This window comes from Kitasatospora sp. NPDC042419 (genome assembly GCF_056437345.1).
The window spans coordinates 177,966-198,387 of the sequence record NZ_JBWKAW010000013.1 but is presented as its reverse complement, the minus strand read 5'-3'; the positions used below and the strand labels follow the sequence as shown (position 1 = coordinate 198,387).

Sequence of the window (20,422 nt, the reverse complement as noted above, 5' to 3'; positions counted from 1 at the left end):
ACCGCAGCAGGAGCCACGCGAGCCGGGCAGCATCGGACCGGGCCCCCGGCGCTCAGCCCGGTTGCGCGACGAGGCCCCGGTCTGCGGCCTCGCGGACCATCTCCTCGCACCGGGCCTCGGCCTCCTCGCGCGTGTCGGCCTCCTCGACGTGGCGGGAGTTCTCGGCGAACCACGCGGCGCCGTAGACGACGGCGCCACCCAGGCCCTCGTAACCGATCAACTCGATCCACGCGCCGCCCGTCAGGTCCGTGCGGCGCAGCGAGGTCTCGAACCCGCCGTTCAGGAGCTCCTCGACGTACTCGTCGTAACCGTCGGGGGCAGCGTCGGGGTCGGCGTCGGCCGCGGGGAGCACGACGTGCCAAGCCCCCTCCGCGGGTCAATGCTGGAATCACGGCACCCTCGCGCGACTGAAACCGTCAGCCCGGCAGCCGTGATTCAGCAGCTTGCTCGACGTCAGATCCCACGTCCCCAACGCTGGAGGCCCCGATGAGTACGGCCCCGAGGCGTGTCGCGATCGTTTGTTCCTCACCGCTACTCCGGCGCGGAATCACCGAGGTGATCAATTCTGCGCCCGACCTTCGGCTGGTCGCCACCGCCCCGGACGTCGGTGATCTCCGCCTCGAACCGGAAGGTGCGGACGTCGTCCTGTTGGAGTTACGACAGCCGAGCCGGGAGACCGCCGCCGCTGTGACCCGCTTGCCCCGGTGCGCGGTCATCGTCGTGTCCGTCTCCGAGGCGCAGACCGACATCGTCCTGGCGATCCAGGCGGGCGTTCGCGGCTACTTGAGCCAGCGGGCCGAGGAGGTGGAACTGCTCGCGGCGGTCCGGGCAGCCGCTGTCGGCCGCAGCTACATCTCCGCCGGCCTCACCGTGCGGCATCTCCCGGACAGCCCTCCGCACATCACCGAGCGGGAGCGGCAGATCCTGACACTCGTCGCGAGCGGCGAGAGGGACCGGGAAGTCGCGGCCCGACTGGGGATCAGCGAGCACACGGTTCACTCGCACCTCGACCGCTTGCGCGACAAGACCGGTTGCCGGCGGCGGGCCGATCTCACCCGGTACACGATCGAGCAAGGCATCGTGTCCGGCTCGCCGGGACCGGGGTAGTTCTGCCTGGTCCGTTGTGGGCCTTCCTGCCCCTTGGCAGCGCGAAGTGCCGGGAGAAGACTGGCCTGGAGGAGACAAGGAAGGACCAAGAGCTCCACACCGGGGAGAGCGCGAGCGAGTGAGTCGGACCCACGTTCTCCAATCCCGGGAATAGTTGAGAGGATTCAGCCATGGCGATTCAGGTACATTTCGCCAATTTCCACTGCAATGAAACCGAGGACGCCGGCGCGGACGAGTGCGTCCTGCGCTGGAACGGGTCCGAATTCTGGTCGGGTGACATGAAGGGCGGCCGCACGAGGAACACGGACAAGTTCGTCCTCATGCCTTCGTCCGGCGACGGGATCGTCACGCTCACCGACCTCGACTCACCGGACGAGGACGACCACCTGGGCGCTCAGACGATCAGGGCGAGTGAGCTGGGCCAAGGCTGGCGCCGGGCAAGCTTCTTGGCCGATGAAGCGGACTACTGGATCGACTACGAGGTCTTCCAGGGCTGAGAGGTTCCCGGCACCGGACCGGAGGCCGTCCCGCCACCGGCTGGGGCTGCAGCGGCCACGCGGAGGGGGATCGCGGAGGCGGTCGCGGGCGTCCGGGTCCGGTCCGCGCCGGGGCAGCGCCGGAGCATGTGCCCCCGCCGTACGCCTCAGACCGTCTTGATGCCGCCGCCTTCGACGACGTAGTCGGCGCCGGTGATGCTTGCCGCGCGGTCCGAGACGAGGAACGCGACGACGGCCGCGACCTCGTCGGGTTCGACCATGCGGCCGGTGGTCATGCCCATCGCCGCAGGCACCCCGGACACGAAGTCGCGGTGCCCGACGCCCTTGGCCTCGGCGAGGCGGGCGCCGAAGCTGTCGTCGTCCTCCCACATGCCGGTACGCGTCGGGCCGGGGGAGACGGTGTTCACGCGTACGCCCCGGGGTCCGAACTCCTCGGACAGCGCCTTGCCGAAGGCGTTGAGACCCGCCTTCGCGGCGCCGTACTCGATCGGGCCCGTGCCCGGCAGACGCGCACTCATCGACGAGATGTTCACCACCGAACCGCGGCGTTCCAGGATGCTCGGCAACAGTCGGCGAGTGACCCGGACCGTGCCGAACAGGTTGACCTCGAAGCCCCGCGCCCACAGGGCGTCGTCGGTCGCGAGGAACCCGTGCAGGTTGAACGCGTCTCCGCCGCCCAGGTTGTTGACCAGGATGTCCACGCCGCCGAGTGCTGCGAGCGCCTGCGCCCCCAACTCCTCGGCGCCTTCCGGTGTACTCAGGTCGACCGCGACCGGGTGGGCCCCGGCCTCCTTCAGTTCGGCGGTGATCGTGCGGGCCGCACCGACCACTCTGACCCCCTCGGCGACGAGCTGCCGCGTGATCGCGAGGCCGACACCTCGGCTGGCCCCGGTGACGACTGCGGTCTTCCCCACGAGATCGAGCTCCATGTCAGACTCCTTGCAGATTCTTGAACTAGAGGTACAAAATAAGTCCGCAAAAAGGGCCGCCGGCCGGCAGTCCGAGTCACAACGACGCCATCACCGCATCCACGACCCGCCTCAACTGCGCGGCATCCTCGGCGGTCTTCGCCAGCACCCGCATGCCGATCACCGTCGCGAGCAGCCAGGCGGCCACCGCCGCCGCGTCGCGATCGCCGGTGATCTCGCCGGCCCGCTGGCCTTCCTCGACGGTCGCCCGGAACGCGCTCTCCGTCCGCGCGAACATCTTGCGCACGGTGTCGACCGTCCCGGCGTCCGCGGGAGCCGACTCGGCGGCGGTGTTGACCGCCATGCAGCCGCGCCGATCCGGGTCGCCCAAGTCGAGCTCGACCAGCGCCTCCAGTGCGCCGCGCAGCCGGTCCTTCGCCGAACCGGGATGGTCGAGGAGCGCCGCGAGCCACGCGGCCTGCGAGTCGCGGTAGCGCGCCAGCGCCCGCTCGAACAACGCGTGCTTGCTTCCGAAGGTGTTGTACAGGCTGCCCTTGCCGATGCCGATCTCGTCCACGAGGTCCTGAGGCGTCGTCGCCGCGTACCCCTTGCGCCAGAACACGCCCATCGCGCGCTCCACCGCCACGTCCGGATCGAACTGCTTCGGCCTGCCCATGGCGTCACCGTAGCAGCATTTTTGACCTTGAGGTCAACTATCCGTGCCGGAAACCGCCGCGCTGCGAACGTATCCCCTGTGTTCCGGACGCGGGGAGCCGGACGAGGGTGCGGACGGCGGTTCCGTGCCCATGCGATCGACTACCAGCCGGAAGTGGGCGCACCCGGTGGAATCCTCCCGGTCGCAGCCGAGGGCGCATTCGATGAGCGCGAGTGATGCCCGTGCGGCCGCGATCCGGGAGCGAAGTGCCTTCGCCTCTTCGTCCAGGATGTCCCGTCGTTCCACGGCACCGGCGGTGGCAACCAGTGAGCGGATGGCATCGAGGGAGAGCCCCGCCTCCTTCGCGCGCAGGATGACGGCGACGCGGGTGAGGTCCGCCGCGTCGTAGCGGCGACGGTTCGCGGCGTCGCGTGCCGGAGCAAGGAGCCCCATCGTCTCCCAGTGACGCAGGACGTGCGTGGCCAGACCGAAGCGTTCGGCGACGGCGCCGATGCCCATCGGGCCACGCTCACTGCTGACGGACGTCCTGTACTCGCTTGACTTCATGCCGACATTAAGTCCCACGCTGTCGCTCATGACCAGGGAGACGGAACACGAACACCGACCGACCGACGACCTCATCGCGCGGCTCGACGAGGCCGACCGGCTGCCGGGAGCGGCCGAACTGCGATCTCTTTCCTATGACTTGCTCGGACTTGGACCCGGCATGTGCGTGGTTGACGTGGGGTGCGGCGCGGGGCGAGCCGTGGCGGAGCTGGCCGAACGGGGTGTGAGAGCCGTCGGCGTGGACCCGAGCGAGCAGATGATCGCCGTCGCCCGCGGCCGGTGGCCCGAGGCGGAATTCCGGATAGCGGGGGCATATGAACTGCCGGCGCCGGACGCTTCGGTGGACGGCTACCGAGCCGACAAGGTGTTCCACGAACTGGCCGAGCCTGAGCGGGCGTTGGCCGAGGCTCGCCGAGTGCTCACACCCGGAGGGCGGATCGTGCTGGTCGGTCAGGACTGGGACACCTTCGTCATCGACTCCGCCGATCCGGCCCTCACCCGCGCCATCGTGCACGCCCGCGCCGACCTGACCGTCAGTCCGCGCGCGGCTCGCCGGTACCGGAACCTGCTGATGGCCGCCGGCTTCCGTGACGTGGCAGTCGAGGTGCGCACCAGCGTGTTCACCGGGTCGGCCATGCTGCCCCTGCTCACCGGACTGGCCTCGGCGGCCGGCTCCGCCTCAGCCGTCACGCGCGAGCAGTCGGACCGCTGGATCGCCGATCAACGCGCGCGGGCCGAAGCCGACGGGCTCTTCCTGGCAGTGCCGATGTTCGTGGCCTCGGCGACCGCACCACGGTGAGGCACCAGGCGGCGGGCCGAGGGCGGCGGGCGGCGCGTCGAGGGCGGCGGGCGGCGGGCGGCGGGTTGACAAGGAGGCCCCTCTTATCGATTATCGGCATATCGGTAATCGATAAGAGGGGGTTGGGATGTCCTTGCTGGACAAGCTGCGGCGGCCGGACTGGCTCGGCGAACTGCAGAGCGTGCTCACGCTCGGCGTGGTCGCAACGGGCCTGGCGATCGCGATACCCGTAGGCCGTGCACTGCTGGGCAACCTGCCCGTGACGGCCGGGATACCGGCCCGCGCGCTGGAGGGGACCGCCGTGGTCCACGGCAGGACGGCCGGGGGCGTCACCATCACGCCGGACTCCGTCATCGAGGTGGAGATCGCCGATCCCAGCGTCCACCAGCTCGTCGCGGCGGTACTCACCGCACTGCCGAGCATGCTGGTGGCCCTGGGCATGCTCGTCACGCTCGTGATCGTCGTACGGCGGGCCCGTCACGGTGATCCGTTCACCGTCCAGGCGGTGCGGTGGCTGCGGCTGCTCGCCGTCTTCGTCATCGTCGGCGGGACCTTGGCCGGCGTGACGGAGAGCATCGCGGCGCTGGATCTCGCCCTCACCGTGAGCGACGCCGCGGGCGTCACGGTCTGGGAGTTCCCGGCCGCGTGGACGCTGGCCGGGTTCGGGCTCCTCGCGTCCGCCGAGATCGTCAGCCGCGGCGCCAGGATGCGCGCCGACCTGGAGACGGTGATCTGATGCCGCCGGAGGAGGAACACCGCGTCGAGGTGCACCTCGACAGGCTGCTGGAGGAGCGCGGCCTCACGCTCACCGAACTGGCCGACCGGGTCGGCCTCACGCTCGCCAACCTGTCCGTCCTCAAGAACGGCCGAGCCCGCGCGGTCCGGTTCAGCACGCTCACAGCGCTGTGCGATGCGCTCGACTGCCAACCCGGCGAGCTGTTCACCGTCCCGCCCAGGACACCGCCTGCCTGACCCCGGTGCTCCGCCGTCACAGCCGGAGCACCGGCGGCAGCCCCAGGCGGCAAGCCCAGGCGGCAGGAGCACCGGCTGCCGGGGCCCCGGCAGCCAGGAGCACACCGTTCGACTCGAATCGACCGGGCCGTCCGACCCGCGCCCCGGCGGCGTACCCGGCCGCCGCCGTGTGCGGGTCAGCCCGCGGCGCCGGCCAGGCCGTCCCGCGTCTCCAGGTAGGAGCAGAGCTCCGCCCAGGCGGAGACTGTCCGGCCGTTGGGGGACGGCGTCAGGGGCGGGACGGGGTGTTCGCCGACCAGGACCAGTCCGGCAACCTCCCGTTCGGCACGGCCGTCGTCCGTGATGACCACCTCGGTCCTCTTCCACCGCGGGTGGTAGCGCCGCTCGGGGATCTCCGCGAGGTCCGCCGGTTCGGGCAGTCCTGGTCCGGAGTGGTCCAGGAACCGGATGACCGGGCCGGTCGAACAGCCCGCGTCCGCCAGGCCCACCACCCGGAGCAGGTACGGACGCCCGCTCCGCGCCCGGTAGGCGTAGACCCGGCCAGGGACGGCCCGCGCGGGCGGCGGGCGGCGGGCACGCAGCGGACGCGGTTCGGGCTGCGGGCCCTCCAAGCGGCTCCGCAGCCGTCGCAGGACAGCGGCCCGCCGGCGCACGTCCGCGGCGCCGGCCTCCTGCCAGCGGTCCAGGTCGCCACCCGAGTCCAGCAGGGCCAGGGCCTCCCGCCGGGCGGACCCGGTCAGTCGCCCGAGCCGCGATTGGGTGTCCGCCAGGGCCAGCCGGACCACAGCCCGTTCGTCCGGGTCCGCGAGTTCCTCGACGAAGGCACTCAGCACCCGCGCCTCGGCCTCCTGCGCGTCCGCCCCCGTTTCCAGGGCACGGCGATAGGCGTCACGGACATCGCACGCGGTGTCGTCCGCGTACAGCCCGGTCCCGTCCGTTCCCATGCTCTCCAGTCCTCCCGCCGACAGCCGCGTCCACGCCGCCGCCCACGCCCGACGCCGCATTCCGGCCGGTCCACGGGCGATCACCCGTACGAAGTCTCGCACCCCGCCACCACGGGCCCCACCCCGACCGCCGAACGCCGGCACACGGCGCGCCACCTCCGGCTCGGCCCCGCCCGCGAACACAGCGACCGCCCGCGAGCAGGCCTGCCCCTCCCGCCGACGGCAGCCGGACCCGTCGCGGGCCGGGACGACGAGCCAGGCAGGCGCAGCGGGCGGCGGCAGGCATCAAGGTGGGGATCAAGGTGGGCATCAAGGTGAGGATCGGCGGATCCCGACCGGCTCACGGGAGATCATGGTCGCGGACCGATCAGGGAAGACACAGGGCAGGGGAATCACGGTGGCGTTCCACGCATCCGCACTGGACGGAGTCGCCGGCAACCCGGTGCTGCCGACACCACTGCTGCTGCGCCTGCTGGCCTTCGACGACGGCGGTGACGGCCCGCCCCGTCACGCCCTCCAGCGAGCCGGACTCCCCGAAGCAGCCGTCGCGGTGATCCTGACCCACCCGAACCCGCGCGCCCGAATCGACTTCGCCATGAGCGCCAGGGCCGAACCCGCGCAGCGGGCCGGGCTTGCGGACGACCCCTCCCCCAAGGTGCGGGCCGCCCTCGCGTACGGACCCGAGTGGAGCGACCCGCGTACGAGGGTCGCTCCACTGCCGGACGCCGTCTGCGCCCGCCTGCTCGACGACCCTGATGCGCCAGTACGAGCGGCCCTGCTGGACTCACCCCACCTGGCGCCGTCGTTCCTGGCCTCGATGGCTGCTCATCACAGCTCGGCAGCGCGCCTGGAAGCGGTCCGTGCATGGGAGGTCCTGGCGCCGGGCGAGCGATCGGCACTGCTGGCCGACCCCGACCCGGAGGTGCGGCGGGCCGCCGCGCTGCGGGAGTGCCGGCAGGACGCCCGCGTCACCTCCGCACTCCTCGACGATCCGAAGTCCGCCGCCGAGGCGCTGCGCCGAGGGCTCCTCGTCCGCGCCGACGCCGAGCGGTGCGTCGCCGAGCGCACGCACCTGGCTGCCCTAGCCGAGAACCCGTCGTTGCCCGCCGACCTCGTGGAGCGGCTCGCCGTCGACCCCGACGAGGCCGTACGACTCGCGGTCTCCCTCAGGCCCGAGCTGGACGAGGCGCGGCGCATGGCGATCGACTTCACGGTCGGGGACTTCGACAGGGGCGACGGTGTGCAGTGGGTACTGGACGGGCTCGCCGGCACCGAGGTGCCGCGTCGGGCCGCGGCCTCCGCCCACCCGCTGCTCCGGCGCGCCGCTGCCCGGAGCCCCCACCTGTCGCCCGACCTACTGCGCCTACTCGCACGCGTCGAGGACCCGGTGGTGGAGAACCTCCTGGGCATTCACCACCCCGACACCCCGGAGGAGGTCCTGATGCGCGTGTTCGCGCGGCTCGGCGGGACGTTCTCCGCCTGGATGGCGGAGACGCACCCCCGCTTTCCCCGTGAGGGTCTCGCCGCGCGTTACGCGGACCACCCGGACGGGAACCACCGTCGGCTGGCGCTCCGGGACCCGGCCGCCACGCCCGCACTGGTCGAACGGCTCAGTCACGACCCCGTGGTCTGGACGCGTCAGGCGGCGGCCGGCGACCCTCGGCTGCCGCTGCACCGGCTCCGCGAGGCCCTCCACGTCCCTGAACTGGCCTCCAGTGCGGGTGCCAACCCGGCGCTCCCCGAGAGCGAGATGGCCGGCGTCCTGGACCGGGCCGGCGTTCCCGCCTGACCACCGATCACCAGGTCGTCGCCCGCAACACGGTTCAAGAAGTCCGAGGCCTCCCGCACCTCGTCGGGGCGGAGCTCCCACAACTCCGCAGCGCGGTGGCGCGGTGGCAGCGGAGCGGGTGGCGTGGGCCGGGCATCGGCGTGCAGGTCGCTCCACCGGCCCGCCACGTAGGTTGCGTATTCAAACTCACTACCACTAGCGTTCCATGCCATGGACATAGTTGGAATATCAAACCCAGCGGTCGCGCCGGCCGACCTGGACCGGCCCCACCGCCGGGCCGCGTTCCTGGTGGTCGCCGCCGCGGTCTTCGTCTCGAACCTCGACCTGTTCATCGTCAACGTCGCCCTCCCGGCGATGCAGCAGCACTTCCACGGCAGCAGCCTGACCACCCTGTCCTGGGTGTTGAACGCCTACGCCATCGTCTTCGCCGCGCTGCTGGTCCCCGCCGGACGACTGGCGGACCGCATCGGCCACCGGACGGTGTTCCTCGCCGGACTGGCCGTCTTCACCACCGCCTCCGTAATCTGCGCACTCGCCCCGGCCGTCGCTTGGCTCGACGCCGCCCGGGTGGTCCAGGCGGCGGGCGCGGCCGCGCTGATGCCGACCTCACTGGCGCTGCTGCTGGACGCCACTCCCCCGGCCGAGCGCCCCGGCGCCGTCCGGGCCTGGGCCTCGATCGGCGGGGTCGCCGCCGGGCTCGGACCGGTCCTCGGCGGACTGCTGGTCGAGGCCGACTGGCGCTGGGTGTTCATCGTCAACGTCCCGGTCGGCATCGCCGCCATCGCCGTGGGGGCCCGCGTACTGCCCAGGCTGCGCGGCAAGGAGACCGGACCGCTGCCGGACCTGTTCGGCGCAGGACTGCTCACCACCGCCATCGCCACCCTCGCCGCGGCCCTGGTCAAGGGCGACGCCTGGGGCTGGGGCTCGCCCCGGGTCCTGGGCAGCCTGCTCGCCGGCGCCCTGCTGACCGGCTGGTTCCTGCACCGCTCGGCGCGCCACCGCGCCCCCATCGTCGAACTGCCACTGCTTCGGGTGCCCAGCTTCGCCGCCGCCAACACCGCGGCGCTGCTGTTCACCCTCGCCTTCGCCGGCATGCTGCTGACCTCGGTCCTGTGGTGCCAGCAGGTCTGGGGGTACTCGGCGCTGCGCACCGGACTCGCCATCGCCCCCGGACCGCTCCTGGTGCCTCCGGTCGCACTGGGCAGCGCCGCACTGGTCCGCAGGCTCGGCCCCGGACGGCCGGCCGCGCTCGGCGCCCTGCTGTTCGCCGCAGGCATCGGCTGGTGGACCGCCACCATCGGGGTCCGGCCCGGCTACGCCACCGAACTGCTGCCCGGGATGCTGCTCACCGGGCTGGGCGTGGGGCTGACCCTGCCCACCCTCATCGGGTCCGCCGCGGCGGCGCTGCCGCCCACGCGCTTCGCCACCGGCTCGGCGATCACCACGATGGCCCGGCAGATCGGCGCCGTGGTGGGCGTAGCGCTGACGGTCAGCCTGATCGGCACCCCGCACGGGCCGCAGGCCGCGCTGGACGGCTTCCGACGCGGCTGGACCGCGGTGATCGTGGCAGCGCTGCTGGCCTGCGCGGCCGCCCTGGCGCTCACCGCCGCCCAGCGCCGGGGTGCGGAGAAGTAGCCCCGCCTCCGCCCTCGCCCACAACGCCCCCAGGCACCTGCCGCCAGCCGCCAGCCGCCAACCGCCAACCGCCAACCGCCAGATCCACCACCGGAGCAGACGGGCGAAAACGCTTCCGGCCCCTCACGACCATGCGAGGGGCCGGAAGCGTTCCTTGTGGCACTGCTCGCGAGCCGGCTCATGCCCACGCCCCCAACCGGTCAACCGGTTCACGCGGATGAGGGGCCGTGGCCCGTGCCCGCAGGAGTACGGCAGCAGCCCCAGCCTGATGTGCGCGGATCGGCCGTGGTCGTCCTGCGCAACAAACCGCTTGGCGGACCATGGCGACCACTGCTAACTTGCCGGAAGGCCGTGCGAGAGAACGAGGAGGTGGTACCCGTGAACGCTATGACGACATGGGTGCTCCTCTCCGGGGTCACGGTCGGGCGATAGGTCGTCCGGGAGCGCCGTCACAAGAGCCCTCCCGAAAGGCACGACCATGCACTTCACTTCCGAACAGCGCCTCGACGACGGCATCCTCGAACGCGAGTTCACCCTCGGCGAGATCCCCGGCACCCTGTGGACGCCCGAATCCGCCGCACCGGCCCCGCTGATCCTGATGGCCCACAACAACGGCCTGCCCAGGGGGGCGTCCCGCTTGGTGGCCAGGGCCCGGCACACCGCGGCGTGCGGCTACGCGGTCGCCGCCATCGACGCCCCGGGATGCGGCGACCGGCCCCGTTCCGCCGCCGACGATCAGGCCCGCGCCGACCTCCGCCGGGCGGTGCAGGCCGGCGAGCCGGTCGACGAGATCTTCGAGTCCTTCATCGGCCCGCTGGTCGAAAAGGCGGTCCCGGAATGGCGGACCACCCTGGACGCCCTCCTCTCGCTGCCCGAGATCGGCGGCCCGGTCGGCTACTCGGGGTGGACCGCCGTCGGCATCGGGCTGGCGGTCGCCGAGCCGCGCATCGCGGCCGCCGGTTTCTTCGCCGGGGGTTACGTGCCCCGCGCCCAGCGCGAGGAGGCCCGGCAGGTCACCATCCCACTGCTGTTCCTGCTGCAGTGGGACGACGAAGGAAATCCCCGGCAGCGGGCCCTGGACCTGTTCGACGCCTTCGGCACCAAGGAGAAGACGCTGCACGCCAACACGGGCGGACACACCGGCACACCGTGGTTCGAGGTGGAGGACGGGGCCCGGTTCTACGACCGGCACCTGAAGTGAGCCCCGGCCACCAGGCCGACAACAGGCAGTAGCTGACACCAGCCGGGACGCCGCTCGTCGAGAACACGTCCCGGCTCTCCGCAGCCCCCACACCACGGGCCCCCGGCCAGCCCGGCAGGGGCCCGTGGTGCCCGCGGGCGCGCCGGCGATCGGTGTGGGCGCAGGCCGCAGCACCGCACCTCGGGGAACGTCAGGCCCCGAGGTGCGGTGTCCCTGCTCATGCCCCCAAGGTGCCGCCGTCCTGCCCCGGCTCCGCGTCGGACTCCTCCGGGCCGTCCGACCGGGCCGGGCAACGCGACCGCCGGCCACGACCCGGCGGACCTTCGCAGCCACAGCGCTAGCCTTGGGTCCCATGATCGTATGGCTCAACGGAACCCACGGCGCAGGCAAGACGACGACCAGCGCACTCGTGCAGCAACTGATCCCGGATTCACTGGTGTTCAACGCCGAGAAGGTCGGCGAGACACTCATGGACATCACGCCTGGGCTGCCCGCGACGGCCAACTTCCAGCACTGGCCGCCGTGGCGGCCGCTCGTAGTGGAGACCGCCCGCCGCATCCTCGACTACACCGGCGGCACTCTGGTGATGCCCATGACTGTCCTGGTCGAGGAGTACTGGCGCGAGATCAGCACAGGTCTCGCCCGACATGCCATTCCAGTCCGGCACTTCGTCCTCCACGCCGACCAGAACACCCTCCGCGGGCGCATCGCGGGCGACACTGTCATCGGCCCTGACTCTCCGTTCCGCCTCAAATACCTTGAGTCCTACGCCGAGGCGGCCCGCGCATGGCTGCACAGCGAGGCCGAGGTCGTCGACACCACGCACCTCACGCCCGCCCAGGCCGCGCTGCAGATCGCCGAGGCCGTCAAAAGCTAGGCCCTCCGCCCTCCGCCCGTCACGCGGTAGCAGGCGCAGGCGCAGGCGGCAAAGGAGAACGGCCTTCCGGTGTTCGTCGGTGCGAACGGACTCAGCCATCGCCCTGGAGTTTCACGCTGGGGGGGTCGTGGCCGCCGAGGCCGGCCGTCCCGTCTCCGGGCTCTGGGCTCCCGCCTCTGGGCTCTGGGCTCTGGGCGCCCAGGATCTCCGGGCGTTCACCGGCCACCGGTCAGACGCATAGAAGCGGGCAAGCGCCGAGGGAAGGGAGCCGGGTATCTAGTGCTGTGACCGGATGGTTCACCGTGGTCGGGAGACGGCTCACGGGACGAGCGCGGTCCGCGAGGCAACTGGTATGAATGGTGCATGCAGGAAGAGACCGCGCAGTCCGCGATCGACACGTTCATCTCGGCGTTCAACGCCTCGGACGACAGCTATGTAACTGCGCTGCTCTCCCAGGCCCTAACCTCGGACGTGGTCCTCTGGGGACCGTTGGGCCGCACCGAGGGGATCGAGGCGGTCGAGCGGTTCGTGCTGGACATCCGGCGCCACCCCGCGGGGACCGGCACGATGGTGCGCTGTTCGGCGGTGGACATGCCGGACGAGTGGGCCCGGTACCAGTGGATCTTCACGACGCCGGATGGAGGCCCCCGCCTGTCGGGAACGGACGTCGTCCATCTGCGGCGGAACCTCATCGACCAGGTCATCGTCTTCGCGGGGGAGATCGAGCCGTCCGCCTCCTGAGTCCTTCTCCTGAACCGGCGCCGTTCGGGGCTCCAGGTCTGCCCAGCCGAGTCTTGGTGCGCTGGAAGGTGACTCCACGGCGGGTGAGCAGGCCGTGAGGCCCTGCGCTGCCTGCTCGCCAGACGAGGCGTCGCCTTTCAGCGGACGAAGACGTGGAAGGAGTCCACCGATCCGGAACGGGACGCCAAACTCGACCGGATCGAGCACGTCCTGGAGCGTTTCCCCGACCGGACGCTCGCGTTCGACGAGTTCGGCCCGCTCGGCATACGCCCCACCGCGGGCAGCGCCTGGGCCGAGCGGGGTCGACCCGGCCGGCTGCCGGCGACCTACCACCGCACCCATGGCGTCACCTACCTCCACGGCTGCTACTCGGTCGGCGACGACACCCTGTGGGGCATCAACCGCCGACGTAAGGGCACCGCGAACACCCTGGCCGCACTGCGGTCGATCCGAACGACCCGTCCGGACGGTGCCCCGGTCTACGTGATCCTGGACAACCTGTCCGCCCACAACGGCAAGAAGACCCGGGCACTGCCCGCCTACCTGCGTTGGCGCAACGCCAACGCCCGCCGTCCCGACATCCCGGCCGCCCAGCGCAAGGAGCGTGCCCGCATCCGCAGCGAGAAGCGTCCGCGCTGGGGCGGCAGGCCCGTCCTCGCCGCGCAATCAAGCAACCCGGCGAACGTACGCGGTCAGAGCACTAGACGGCTGGAGGTTGCCCTACGGAGGACGGATGCCAGCCGGTAGGGGAGAGCCGGAGGAGCGGCGGGCTTGCCACCTGGCTCCTCCCCCGGATGGATCCGGGGGAGGAGCCACCGGTCAGGGGCGCAGCACCCGCGACGGCGCGGCCGCGTTGTCGGCCCACGCCTGGGAGCGGTTGGCCGGCACCGTGCAGACGTCGTCGCCCGGCCAGGCCTCCCGCCACACGTAGCCCGCGACGCAGGTGTGCGGTCCGTAGGGCCCGGAGACCCAACGGCTGTAGCGGGCCGCGTTGTCGGCGGCGGCCTGGCTGCGGGTCGCCGGGGTGACGCAGGTGTAGTCGCGCAGGTCGGCGTCGCGCCAGACGTAGCCCGCCACGCAGGTGTTCGGCCCGTAGACGGCCACCGAGGTGGCCGAGTAGACCGTGACGTTCGCGGTGGCACCGCTGATCGACGTCGAGATCGAGTCGCCGTTGGCGTTCAGCGAGGTGACGGGCAGCCGGGCGCCGCCGTCCAGGGTCCGCTGCAGGTAGGGCGTGCCGTTGACGACCTCGTGGATCAGCACCACGTCGTTCGGGATGCCCGCCGAGTAGCCGAGCTTCCGGGTGAACTCCACGGTGTAGTAGTGGAACGGGTCCGATCCGATCGGCACCCGCAGCAGCTGCGGGCGGGAGCCGTCGTCGCTCTGGAACGAGGTGAGGGTGTGGCTGCTCCAGCCGGCGGGGGCGACGGCGACCCGGTTCCGGTTGACCCAGCCGAGCTTGTCGAGGTGGTACCCGACCAGGCCGACCGGCTGGGTGTTGCCGTAGGTGCTGCCGGTGCCCGAGGCGTAGACGTTGGCGGCGCTCATCTCGTCCCACGGGTCGTCGTACTCGCCGGGGGCGGACCACGGGGCGTTGCGGTAGGAGGTGTCGTTGGAGAAGGAGTGGCCCAGCCCGTAGCCGTGCAGCATCTCGTGGGCGACGGAGACCGAGCCGAGGCCGGTGCCGTCCAGGTAGATCGCGCCGTTGGCGCCCCACCAGTCGATGCCGACGTTGGTGACGACGACGGTGCGGTGTCCGGCGGGGACGGTGTAGCCGCCCGCCTTCGCCGCGTTGACGCAGTCCTGGAAGCGGGTCCAGCGGTCCCGGCCCTGCTCCTGCGCGAGGGTGTAGGGCATCGTGTACCAGCCGGCGGCGTTGGAGTTGCGGATCTGCACCGCTCCGCCGGAGATGCTGTTGAAGTAGTCGTACATGCCCGCGGTCCCGGCACCGGAGTCGGTGAAGAAGTTCCGCAGCCAAGCTGCGCTGTGCGGTTCGGACGGGTTGTCCGAGACCTTGCACATCAGGATCGACCAGCCCGTGTAGCCGCGGACCGGCACGGCCCGGGCATCCTGCGGCAGGCCGAACAGCACCATCAGGATCGCGGCCACGAGCGCCGCTCCCCCGGCCCTGATCCGACTCGTTCGATTCCCACGCATGCGGGATCCTCCCCCCTTCGTCCCGGTACTCCGGAGCCTGTCCCCGGACGGGCGACGGCACCCGTACCCACGGAACGATGAGCAATAAACTCCGTCAGTAGAAGGGCAGTTGAGCGCATGCGGGCAGGTGTGCGAACCCGTCCGGACGGCACCGGACCCGCGGTTCCCAGCCGGCACACCAGTCGCCGACGCACCGGCCGGGCACATCAGCCGCCGAGAGCACCGCACGACCACCCGCCCCCGCGGGTGCTCGCCTGCCGGCTACGGCTCGGTCGGAACGCCGCCGCCTCCCGCGAGGTCGGCGGCACCGAATCGCCACGCCTCGATGTCGCGATAGCGGATCGGCCCGGGGCCGCGGCCGATGTTGCTGCCGACGAGGTGGAGACGCTCGGCCCGCCACGACCGGCCCACGAACCCGGTGAGCCCGGCCGCGGCCTGCGGAACGCTGGTGGGATCGTCGCGACGGGACCGTGCCAGGGTCAGATGCGGGCGCAGCGGGCGGTCCCTGAAGTCGATCCCGCAGGAGCCGACCAGGTCCCGGACGTCGGCGGCGAGCCGGTGCAGTCCCTCCAGCTCCCCGTCGATCCCGCTCCACAGCAGTCGCTGGTCGAAGTGGCCGCCGCCCCGCAGGCCCAGTTCCAGGGCGGGGCGCGAGGCAGCCGCGCCGGCCAGCGCCGACCGCAGCGGCGGCACAGCCGTGGAGGGCAGCTCACCGAGGAAGGCCAGGGTGATGTGCCAGTCCTCGATCCGGTTCCACCGCAGCCGCGGGTACATGGCGTAGGCGGGTTGCAGCGCCCGGGCCAGTTCGTCCTTGGCGTCGTCGGGCGGAGCCAGCGCCACGAAGACGCGCAGGGTCGAGGGCTCGGGGTGATCGTCCACGAGGGGGGAGGGTATCCGAGGGCAGGTCGCCTGCGCTCACCGGTGCCGCCGGGGCCGACGCCCCGGCCTCCGGAGGGCCACCATTCCCCCGCTGCTCCGGTGCGGCGGCCGCGCGCCGCCCCGGGGGCACAGCGCCGGCGCCGAGACCGGTGCGCCGGGGCTCGGCGGCGGCGGCGGTGGCGGTGGCTCCGGCGGCGGCGGTGGCTGCCCTGGCGGTCGCGGTCTCGACGGTACGGGCGGGGCGTCGCGGCCGTCTCGCCCGGACCCCGCGCGCACGTCCTCGGAGTCGTCCGGCCGACGACAGCCGCGGCAGGCCGCTGCCGGCGGACGCTCAACTGTCCGCCCGGTTGCCTTCTGTCGCGGCAACCACGAACCACTGGGCCGGCAGCTCGACCCGGGTACCGTCCGGGTGGCGCTCGCTCATCGCGAGCTCGCTCCCGCCCTGGTCGAGGATCTCCAGACCGGCGCCGCGCAGCAGCCCCGGGATCTCCCCCGGTGCGACTTCGGCCGGGCGCAGTTGGTGCTTGCGGACCTGCCGGAGTTTCTCCGGCGGGCCGCCGGGCCGGTCGGCGACCTGCTGGAGCACCGCCTTGGCGGCGGCGGTCGGCTCGACCACGAAGCCCCGGCCGCGCCGACCGAGCAGCAGGGCGACGGCGGCCGCGACGGGCTCCCGGTCGGCCGGGTCGCTCTGGTGGAGCACGGCCCGCAGGTAGACGTTGGCGTCGCCGAGCCGGTTGCCGAGCCGCCGCACCCCCGCCAGGTCGGTGAGGTCGAGCTGTTCGAACTCGGCCACCGCGTCGCGGTCCGCCCGGCGGGCGTGCGCCACGGCCGAGGCCGACAGGTCCACGCCCACCGCGCGCGGGAAGTGTGCGGCCAGGTAGCGGGTCTGGGTGCCGTTGCCGCAGCCGAGGTCGACGATCGGCAGCGTACGGTCGGCGTGGGCCGTGAGCAGCGCGGTGTGCGGGGCCGCCGTCAGCGTCGCGTCCGCGTCCCAGAACGGCTCGCCCGGCTCACCCGTGTTCTCGGCCCAGAAGCCCTCCCACGCTTGCACGTAGCGCTCCGAAGCACTCATCGGCAGGTCCCTCCCGTGTGTCGTGACGGTGTCGTGGCAGTGACGACACCCTCCATACCGGCCTCCGCACCGGCGGAAACCACGCGGCCCGATCCTTCACCCGCATTCGACCCCCCACCGGTAGACCAGCGACCAGCGGCCCACGTCTCCGGCGGCACGCCGCACCGCCTAGCCACCGCCCGACCGGCCCTCCTCTCGGCCCGGAGAGCCACGGCGGCACGGCACCCGGATCCGCGACCCCCAGCCCTCGCCGACAGCCGCCCTCCGGACGCGTAGACGCCCGGACACCCGGACGCCTGGACGTCGCCGAGCGTGAAGGCCGGCACCGGACACAGGCCAGCCGCCCGGCTCGAACGCGGCCGGTGACCTATCGTGATCGGGAGTGCCGGTGCAGCCTCCCGGCCTGGTGACATCAGCAGGGCACCGTGCTGCGCGCTTCACGATCGGTCGGCAGGTGCTCTTCGAGGAATCGGGAGTAAGGCATGGGTCTCATCCACATCGAGCTGTTCACCACCCTCGACCTCGTCGCTCAGGCGCCCGGAGGCCCCGACGAGGACCCGGTCGGGTTCCCGTTCGGCGGCTGGCAGGCGCCCCTGCTCGACGAGGTCGCCGGGGCGCAGATCGACGCCGCCTACGAGGGCACGGACGCCCTCCTGCTCGGTCGGCGGACGTACGACATCTTCGCCGCCTACTGGCCGCACCAGGAGGGCGGCGAGGACAACGAGATCGCCGAACTGTTCAACAGGGTTCCGAAGTACGTGGCCTCCCGCGGCACGCCCGACCTCTCCTGGGCCGGCTCCACGCGGCTCGGCCCGGACCTGGCCGACGCGGTGCGCGCGATCCGCGACCGGCACGAGCACGTGAAGGTCGTCGGGAGCCTGAACCTCGTCCAGACCCTCCTGCGCGAGAAGCTCTTCGACCGCCTCGACCTCTGGGTGCCCCCGATCGTCCTCGGCGTCGGGAAGAAGGTGTTCGACGGCGGCGCGGTGCCCACCAACGTCACCCTCCTCGAACCGCCGGCTGCCAGTCCGAACGGCACCGTCTACCTCCGCTACGGACTCGCCGACGGCACACCCGCGACGGGGGACATGAGCGCACCCGACCGCGGTCTCGGGCACGACGACTGACGCCAGCCCGCGCGAGACACCCCTGGCCGCCCCGCCGCCGTGCCGGAGGCCCAGCGCCCGGCCCCCCCAGGCCCCACCGCCCGGGCTCGCCACCCGGCCCGACCCCGGCGGGTCCGCGGTCACGTGGTTCCCCCTGCGCGCCGCTGCGACGCACCCGATTGCAGCAGCTGCCGGCCGGCGTCGAGCGCCACCGGAGCCCCGCGCCGGCCCGGAGCACTGCACGGCGCGGCTCGTGTCGGGGGCGGCCGGTGCGACCGAGGCGGCGGCCAGGCCGGAGGGCTCCGGCCTGCGATGTCCCGGCCGACGTCCGGAGGAGGGCGGCCGCTCCGGTCCGGGCCCGCCGGTCACTCCTCGGCGGCCGCCGCGCGCAGCGCCGCGAGGACGCGGTCGGTGTCCGCACCGGTGGTGCGCCAGTTGCTGAAGGCCGCGCGGACGGCGGGTACCCCGTCGAGCACCGTCGGTGTCAGGAACGCCTCGCCGGATGCCGCGACGCGGCGCAGCAGTGCGTCGACGTCCTCCTGCGCGGGCCGCCCGGCGAGGGTGAAGCAGACGACGTTGAGGCGTACCGGCGCCAGCAGTCGGAAAGCCGGATCCGCTGCGAGGGCCGTACCCAGCCGGGCCGCCTCGGTGCAGTTGCGCTCCACCACCTCCCGGTGCCCCGCACGGCCGTAGGCGGTGAGCGCGAACCACGCCGGCAGGGCCCGCAGCCGCCTGGAGTTCTCCGGGGCCAGGTGCACGGGGTCCGGGTTGCCGGTCGGGGCGCCGAGGTAGGGCGAGGCGTTGTGGAAGGCGGCCACCTGCAGGTCCCGGCGGCGGGTGAACTGCACGGCGGCGTCGTACGGGACGTTCAGCCACTTGTGGAGGTCGACGCAGACCGAGTCGGCCGCGTCCAGACCGGCCACGAGGTGCGCGCGGGTCGGCGAGAGCGCCGCGAAGGCGCCGAACGCCGCGTCGACGTGCAGCCAGAAGGGGTACTGCTCGCGCAGCGCGGCGATCGCTTGCAGATCGTCGAAGTCGACGGTGTTGACCGTGCCCGCGTTGGCCACGACCACGGCCGGACGCCCGTCCAACGCCGCCAGCTCCTCGGCGAGCGCGGCCACGTCGACCGCCTCCCGGCCCTCCAGCGTCCGCACCTGTCGCAGTGCGCCCCGGCCGAGCCCGAGCACGGACAGCGCCTTCCCGATGCTCGAATGCGCCGCGCCCGACAGGACGTCGACCGGCCCGAGGGCGGCGAGGCCGTCCTGGGTGACGCTGACGCCGCGCCGCTCGCCCACCCATTCACGGGCGACGGCGAGGCCGACGAGGTTCGACATCGTCGCGCCGCTGACGAAGACTCCCGTGTGGGCCTCGCTCAGCCCGAAGAGGTCGCGCAGCCAGCCGACCGTCTCCTGCTCCAGGTCCGCCGCGGCCGAGCCGGTGCGGTTGCTGACGTTCTGGTCGAAGGTGGCCGTCAGCCAGTCGCCGGCGAGGGCCGCCGGGGTCGCCCCGCCTGTGACGAAGCCGAGGTAGCGCGGGCCGGCGCTGCCGCTGAACCCCGGCTCCCACCGCTCCGCGAACAGCTTCAAGGCGCCGTCGGTACCGCTGCCGTCCGCGGGGAGTGGCAGCCCGGGACCGGGGGCGCCTGCCGCCCGGCCACCGGCCCGCGCCACGGGACGGTCCGCGATTCCGGCGAGCGCGTGCGCGGCGCGATCGCTTACCGCGTCGAGGAGTTCGGGCAGGCGGGCGAGGTCTTCACCGAGTCGAGGATGCATGCCGACAGCCTAGGCTCGGGCCCGGCCGGGCCCGACGCCGGTGGCGCCCGACGCCGGTGGCGATCACCGACCTGAGTGTCGGCGTCGATGTCAGCGGTGACCGCCATCATGGGGACATGAGCAACCCGAATGTGGCCACCGGCAGTGTCTGGCGGCTCCGCCACGGCGACCATGAGGTTGCCCGACTGACGGTGACCGGCGCCGATTGGCCCTGGATGCACGCCGACGTCGAGACGCTTCCCGGCTTCGACGAGTTCCGTCCGCTGTTCGCGGAGCAGGAGCGGGCCGTCGACGAAGAGGACTGGGAGCAGGTCGACAAGTGCTACTCCCGGATCCGCAGTGCGCTCACCATGACGTTCCCCGACGGGAATCCCGTCGCCGAGTTCATGCTGCACATCCACGACGACGGCACGGCCGGCTGGCGCTGGCACGACGAACCCTTCGACACGGTGGATCAGTGACGCGCTGGGTTCGCTGCTTCTGGGACGAGGAAGCCGCGGCGACGTCCTTCCTGAGCACGTCCACCGCTGCGGGATCTGATCCGGGAACCGCCGCGGCCTCAGTGCAAATCGGGGTCTCGCGTCTCGCCGCCCCGGCAGTGCCCTGCTCCGTGCCGGGACGCGGCAGCCCCCGTCGAAGCCCTGCCGGTCGACCATCACGCTCGCCATCGGTCGGCACAAGATGCACGACCCTGGCTACCGCAGGAGAATCGAAACATCGGCCATCGGGGCATGAACCGTACAG

General features: G+C 72.4%; 21 protein-coding genes and 1 pseudogene. 13 read left to right on the top strand and 9 right to left on the bottom strand.

Going from position 1 to position 20,422, the window contains the following annotated elements; all coding sequences use genetic code 11:
* Positions 1-52 precede the first annotated feature (52 nt).
* Complete coding sequence (locus AC067J_RS24270) at positions 53-352, bottom strand: hypothetical protein (RefSeq protein ID WP_478302437.1); 300 nt, start codon at positions 350-352, stop codon at positions 53-55.
* 134 nt (positions 353-486) lie between these two features.
* On the opposite strand from AC067J_RS24270, the gene AC067J_RS24265 reads away from it, so the two are divergent.
* A complete protein-coding gene (locus AC067J_RS24265) occupies positions 487-1,107 on the top strand; it encodes a response regulator transcription factor (protein WP_478302435.1) in 621 nt (206 codons plus the stop codon).
* 170 nt (positions 1,108-1,277) lie between these two features.
* Positions 1,278-1,604, top strand: coding sequence for a hypothetical protein (locus tag AC067J_RS24260; RefSeq protein ID WP_478302434.1), 327 nt, complete (start codon positions 1,278-1,280; stop codon positions 1,602-1,604).
* Between the two features lie 146 nt (positions 1,605-1,750).
* Here AC067J_RS24260 and AC067J_RS24255 read toward each other — a convergent pair whose 3' ends face one another.
* From AC067J_RS24255 to AC067J_RS24245, 3 genes are all read right to left on the bottom strand, one after another.
* Positions 1,751-2,533 carry an oxidoreductase gene (locus AC067J_RS24255; protein ID WP_478302432.1) on the bottom strand — a complete coding sequence of 261 codons (783 nt, stop codon included), beginning with the start codon at positions 2,531-2,533 and terminating at the stop codon, positions 1,751-1,753.
* A 76-nt stretch (positions 2,534-2,609) separates the two neighbouring features.
* Positions 2,610-3,188: a TetR/AcrR family transcriptional regulator gene (locus AC067J_RS24250; RefSeq protein ID WP_478302430.1), complete on the bottom strand. Its 579-nt coding sequence runs from the start codon at positions 3,186-3,188 to the stop codon at positions 2,610-2,612.
* Between the two features lie 33 nt (positions 3,189-3,221).
* Entirely contained in the window at positions 3,222-3,764 is a 543-nt protein-coding gene (locus AC067J_RS24245; RefSeq protein ID WP_478302429.1) for a MerR family transcriptional regulator, read from the bottom strand.
* Here AC067J_RS24245 and AC067J_RS24240 point away from each other — a divergent pair.
* The 3 genes from AC067J_RS24240 (at position 3,763) to AC067J_RS24230 (ending at position 5,505) form a co-directional block, all read left to right on the top strand.
* Positions 3,763-4,533, top strand: a complete 771-nt coding sequence (locus AC067J_RS24240) for a methyltransferase domain-containing protein (RefSeq protein WP_478302427.1) — start codon at positions 3,763-3,765, stop codon at positions 4,531-4,533. The genes AC067J_RS24245 and AC067J_RS24240 overlap by 2 nt on opposite strands.
* A gap of 127 nt (positions 4,534-4,660) precedes the next feature.
* Complete coding sequence (locus tag AC067J_RS24235; RefSeq protein ID WP_478302425.1) at positions 4,661-5,269, top strand: DUF2975 domain-containing protein; 609 nt, start codon at positions 4,661-4,663, stop codon at positions 5,267-5,269.
* Entirely contained in the window at positions 5,269-5,505 is a 237-nt protein-coding gene (locus AC067J_RS24230; RefSeq protein WP_478302423.1) for a helix-turn-helix domain-containing protein, read from the top strand. The genes AC067J_RS24235 and AC067J_RS24230 overlap by 1 nt, the downstream gene beginning before the upstream one ends.
* Positions 5,506-5,681: 176 nt before the next feature.
* On the opposite strand, the gene AC067J_RS24225 is transcribed toward AC067J_RS24230, so the two are convergent.
* Positions 5,682-6,449 carry a hypothetical protein gene (locus tag AC067J_RS24225; RefSeq protein WP_478302421.1) on the bottom strand — a complete coding sequence of 256 codons (768 nt, stop codon included), beginning with the start codon at positions 6,447-6,449 and terminating at the stop codon, positions 5,682-5,684.
* 397 nt (positions 6,450-6,846) lie between these two features.
* Between AC067J_RS24225 and AC067J_RS24220 the strand changes: the two genes are divergently transcribed.
* The 6 genes and pseudogenes from AC067J_RS24220 to AC067J_RS24195 form a co-directional block, all read left to right on the top strand.
* Positions 6,847-8,238 carry a Mucin-2 gene (locus AC067J_RS24220; protein ID WP_478302419.1) on the top strand — a complete coding sequence of 464 codons (1,392 nt, stop codon included), beginning with the start codon at positions 6,847-6,849 and terminating at the stop codon, positions 8,236-8,238.
* A 210-nt stretch (positions 8,239-8,448) separates the two neighbouring features.
* The gene (locus tag AC067J_RS24215; protein ID WP_478302418.1) at positions 8,449-9,873 is read left to right on the top strand and encodes an MFS transporter; all 1,425 of its coding nucleotides are present in this window, start codon (positions 8,449-8,451) and stop codon (positions 9,871-9,873) included.
* Positions 9,874-10,351: 478 nt separating this feature from the next.
* Positions 10,352-11,074 carry a dienelactone hydrolase family protein gene (locus AC067J_RS24210; RefSeq protein WP_478302416.1) on the top strand — a complete coding sequence of 241 codons (723 nt, stop codon included), beginning with the start codon at positions 10,352-10,354 and terminating at the stop codon, positions 11,072-11,074.
* Between the two features lie 352 nt (positions 11,075-11,426).
* A complete protein-coding gene (locus AC067J_RS24205) occupies positions 11,427-11,951 on the top strand; it encodes a P-loop nucleotide/nucleoside kinase family protein (RefSeq protein WP_478302414.1) in 525 nt (174 codons plus the stop codon).
* Between the two features lie 363 nt (positions 11,952-12,314).
* The gene (locus tag AC067J_RS24200; protein WP_478302412.1) at positions 12,315-12,692 is read left to right on the top strand and encodes a nuclear transport factor 2 family protein; all 378 of its coding nucleotides are present in this window, start codon (positions 12,315-12,317) and stop codon (positions 12,690-12,692) included.
* 90 nt (positions 12,693-12,782) lie between these two features.
* A pseudogene (locus AC067J_RS24195) lies at positions 12,783-13,355 on the top strand (transposase); the annotation flags it as partial.
* A 156-nt stretch (positions 13,356-13,511) separates the two neighbouring features.
* Here the strand turns inward: AC067J_RS24195 and AC067J_RS24190 are convergent.
* The 3 genes from AC067J_RS24190 to AC067J_RS24180 all read right to left on the bottom strand — a co-directional run bounded on the left by AC067J_RS24190 (position 13,512) and on the right by AC067J_RS24180 (position 16,800).
* Positions 13,512-14,849, bottom strand: coding sequence for a metallopeptidase domain-containing protein (locus tag AC067J_RS24190; RefSeq protein ID WP_478302411.1), 1,338 nt, complete (start codon positions 14,847-14,849; stop codon positions 13,512-13,514).
* A gap of 261 nt (positions 14,850-15,110) precedes the next feature.
* A complete protein-coding gene (gene thpR, locus AC067J_RS24185; protein ID WP_478302410.1) occupies positions 15,111-15,728 on the bottom strand; it encodes an RNA 2',3'-cyclic phosphodiesterase in 618 nt (205 codons plus the stop codon).
* 331 nt (positions 15,729-16,059) lie between these two features.
* Entirely contained in the window at positions 16,060-16,800 is a 741-nt protein-coding gene (locus tag AC067J_RS24180) for a class I SAM-dependent methyltransferase (protein WP_478302408.1), read from the bottom strand.
* Positions 16,801-17,282: 482 nt separating this feature from the next.
* Here AC067J_RS24180 and AC067J_RS24175 point away from each other — a divergent pair, with 482 nt between their 5' ends.
* Positions 17,283-17,927, top strand: a complete 645-nt coding sequence (locus AC067J_RS24175) for a dihydrofolate reductase family protein (protein ID WP_478302406.1) — start codon at positions 17,283-17,285, stop codon at positions 17,925-17,927.
* A gap of 344 nt (positions 17,928-18,271) precedes the next feature.
* Here the strand turns inward: AC067J_RS24175 and AC067J_RS24170 are convergent, their stop codons facing one another.
* Positions 18,272-19,678, bottom strand: a complete 1,407-nt coding sequence (locus tag AC067J_RS24170; RefSeq protein WP_478302405.1) for a pyridoxal phosphate-dependent decarboxylase family protein — start codon at positions 19,676-19,678, stop codon at positions 18,272-18,274.
* Positions 19,679-19,794: 116 nt separating this feature from the next.
* On the opposite strand from AC067J_RS24170, the gene AC067J_RS24165 reads away from it, so the two are divergent.
* Positions 19,795-20,139, top strand: coding sequence for a hypothetical protein (locus AC067J_RS24165; protein WP_478302403.1), 345 nt, complete (start codon positions 19,795-19,797; stop codon positions 20,137-20,139).
* Positions 20,140-20,422 lie beyond the last annotated feature (283 nt).

Coding starts and splice junctions, on each gene's coding strand:
- AC067J_RS24265 (WP_478302435.1), top strand. CDS start 487: ATGAGTACGGCCCCGAGGCGTGTCGCGATCGTTTGTTCCTCACCGCTA.
- AC067J_RS24260 (WP_478302434.1), top strand. CDS start 1,278: ATGGCGATTCAGGTACATTTCGCCAATTTCCACTGCAATGAAACCGAG.
- AC067J_RS24255 (WP_478302432.1), bottom strand. CDS start 2,533: ATGGAGCTCGATCTCGTGGGGAAGACCGCAGTCGTCACCGGGGCCAGC.
- AC067J_RS24250 (WP_478302430.1), bottom strand. CDS start 3,188: ATGGGCAGGCCGAAGCAGTTCGATCCGGACGTGGCGGTGGAGCGCGCG.
- AC067J_RS24240 (WP_478302427.1), top strand. CDS start 3,763: ATGACCAGGGAGACGGAACACGAACACCGACCGACCGACGACCTCATC.
- AC067J_RS24245 (WP_478302429.1), bottom strand. CDS start 3,764: ATGAGCGACAGCGTGGGACTTAATGTCGGCATGAAGTCAAGCGAGTAC.
- AC067J_RS24235 (WP_478302425.1), top strand. CDS start 4,661: ATGTCCTTGCTGGACAAGCTGCGGCGGCCGGACTGGCTCGGCGAACTG.
- AC067J_RS24230 (WP_478302423.1), top strand. CDS start 5,269: ATGCCGCCGGAGGAGGAACACCGCGTCGAGGTGCACCTCGACAGGCTG.
- AC067J_RS24225 (WP_478302421.1), bottom strand. CDS start 6,449: ATGGGAACGGACGGGACCGGGCTGTACGCGGACGACACCGCGTGCGAT.
- AC067J_RS24215 (WP_478302418.1), top strand. CDS start 8,449: ATGGACATAGTTGGAATATCAAACCCAGCGGTCGCGCCGGCCGACCTG.
- AC067J_RS24210 (WP_478302416.1), top strand. CDS start 10,352: ATGCACTTCACTTCCGAACAGCGCCTCGACGACGGCATCCTCGAACGC.
- AC067J_RS24205 (WP_478302414.1), top strand. CDS start 11,427: ATGATCGTATGGCTCAACGGAACCCACGGCGCAGGCAAGACGACGACC.
- AC067J_RS24200 (WP_478302412.1), top strand. CDS start 12,315: ATGCAGGAAGAGACCGCGCAGTCCGCGATCGACACGTTCATCTCGGCG.
- AC067J_RS24190 (WP_478302411.1), bottom strand. CDS start 14,849: ATGCGTGGGAATCGAACGAGTCGGATCAGGGCCGGGGGAGCGGCGCTC.
- AC067J_RS24180 (WP_478302408.1), bottom strand. CDS start 16,800: ATGAGTGCTTCGGAGCGCTACGTGCAAGCGTGGGAGGGCTTCTGGGCC.
- AC067J_RS24175 (WP_478302406.1), top strand. CDS start 17,283: ATGGGTCTCATCCACATCGAGCTGTTCACCACCCTCGACCTCGTCGCT.
- AC067J_RS24170 (WP_478302405.1), bottom strand. CDS start 19,678: ATGCATCCTCGACTCGGTGAAGACCTCGCCCGCCTGCCCGAACTCCTC.
- AC067J_RS24165 (WP_478302403.1), top strand. CDS start 19,795: ATGAGCAACCCGAATGTGGCCACCGGCAGTGTCTGGCGGCTCCGCCAC.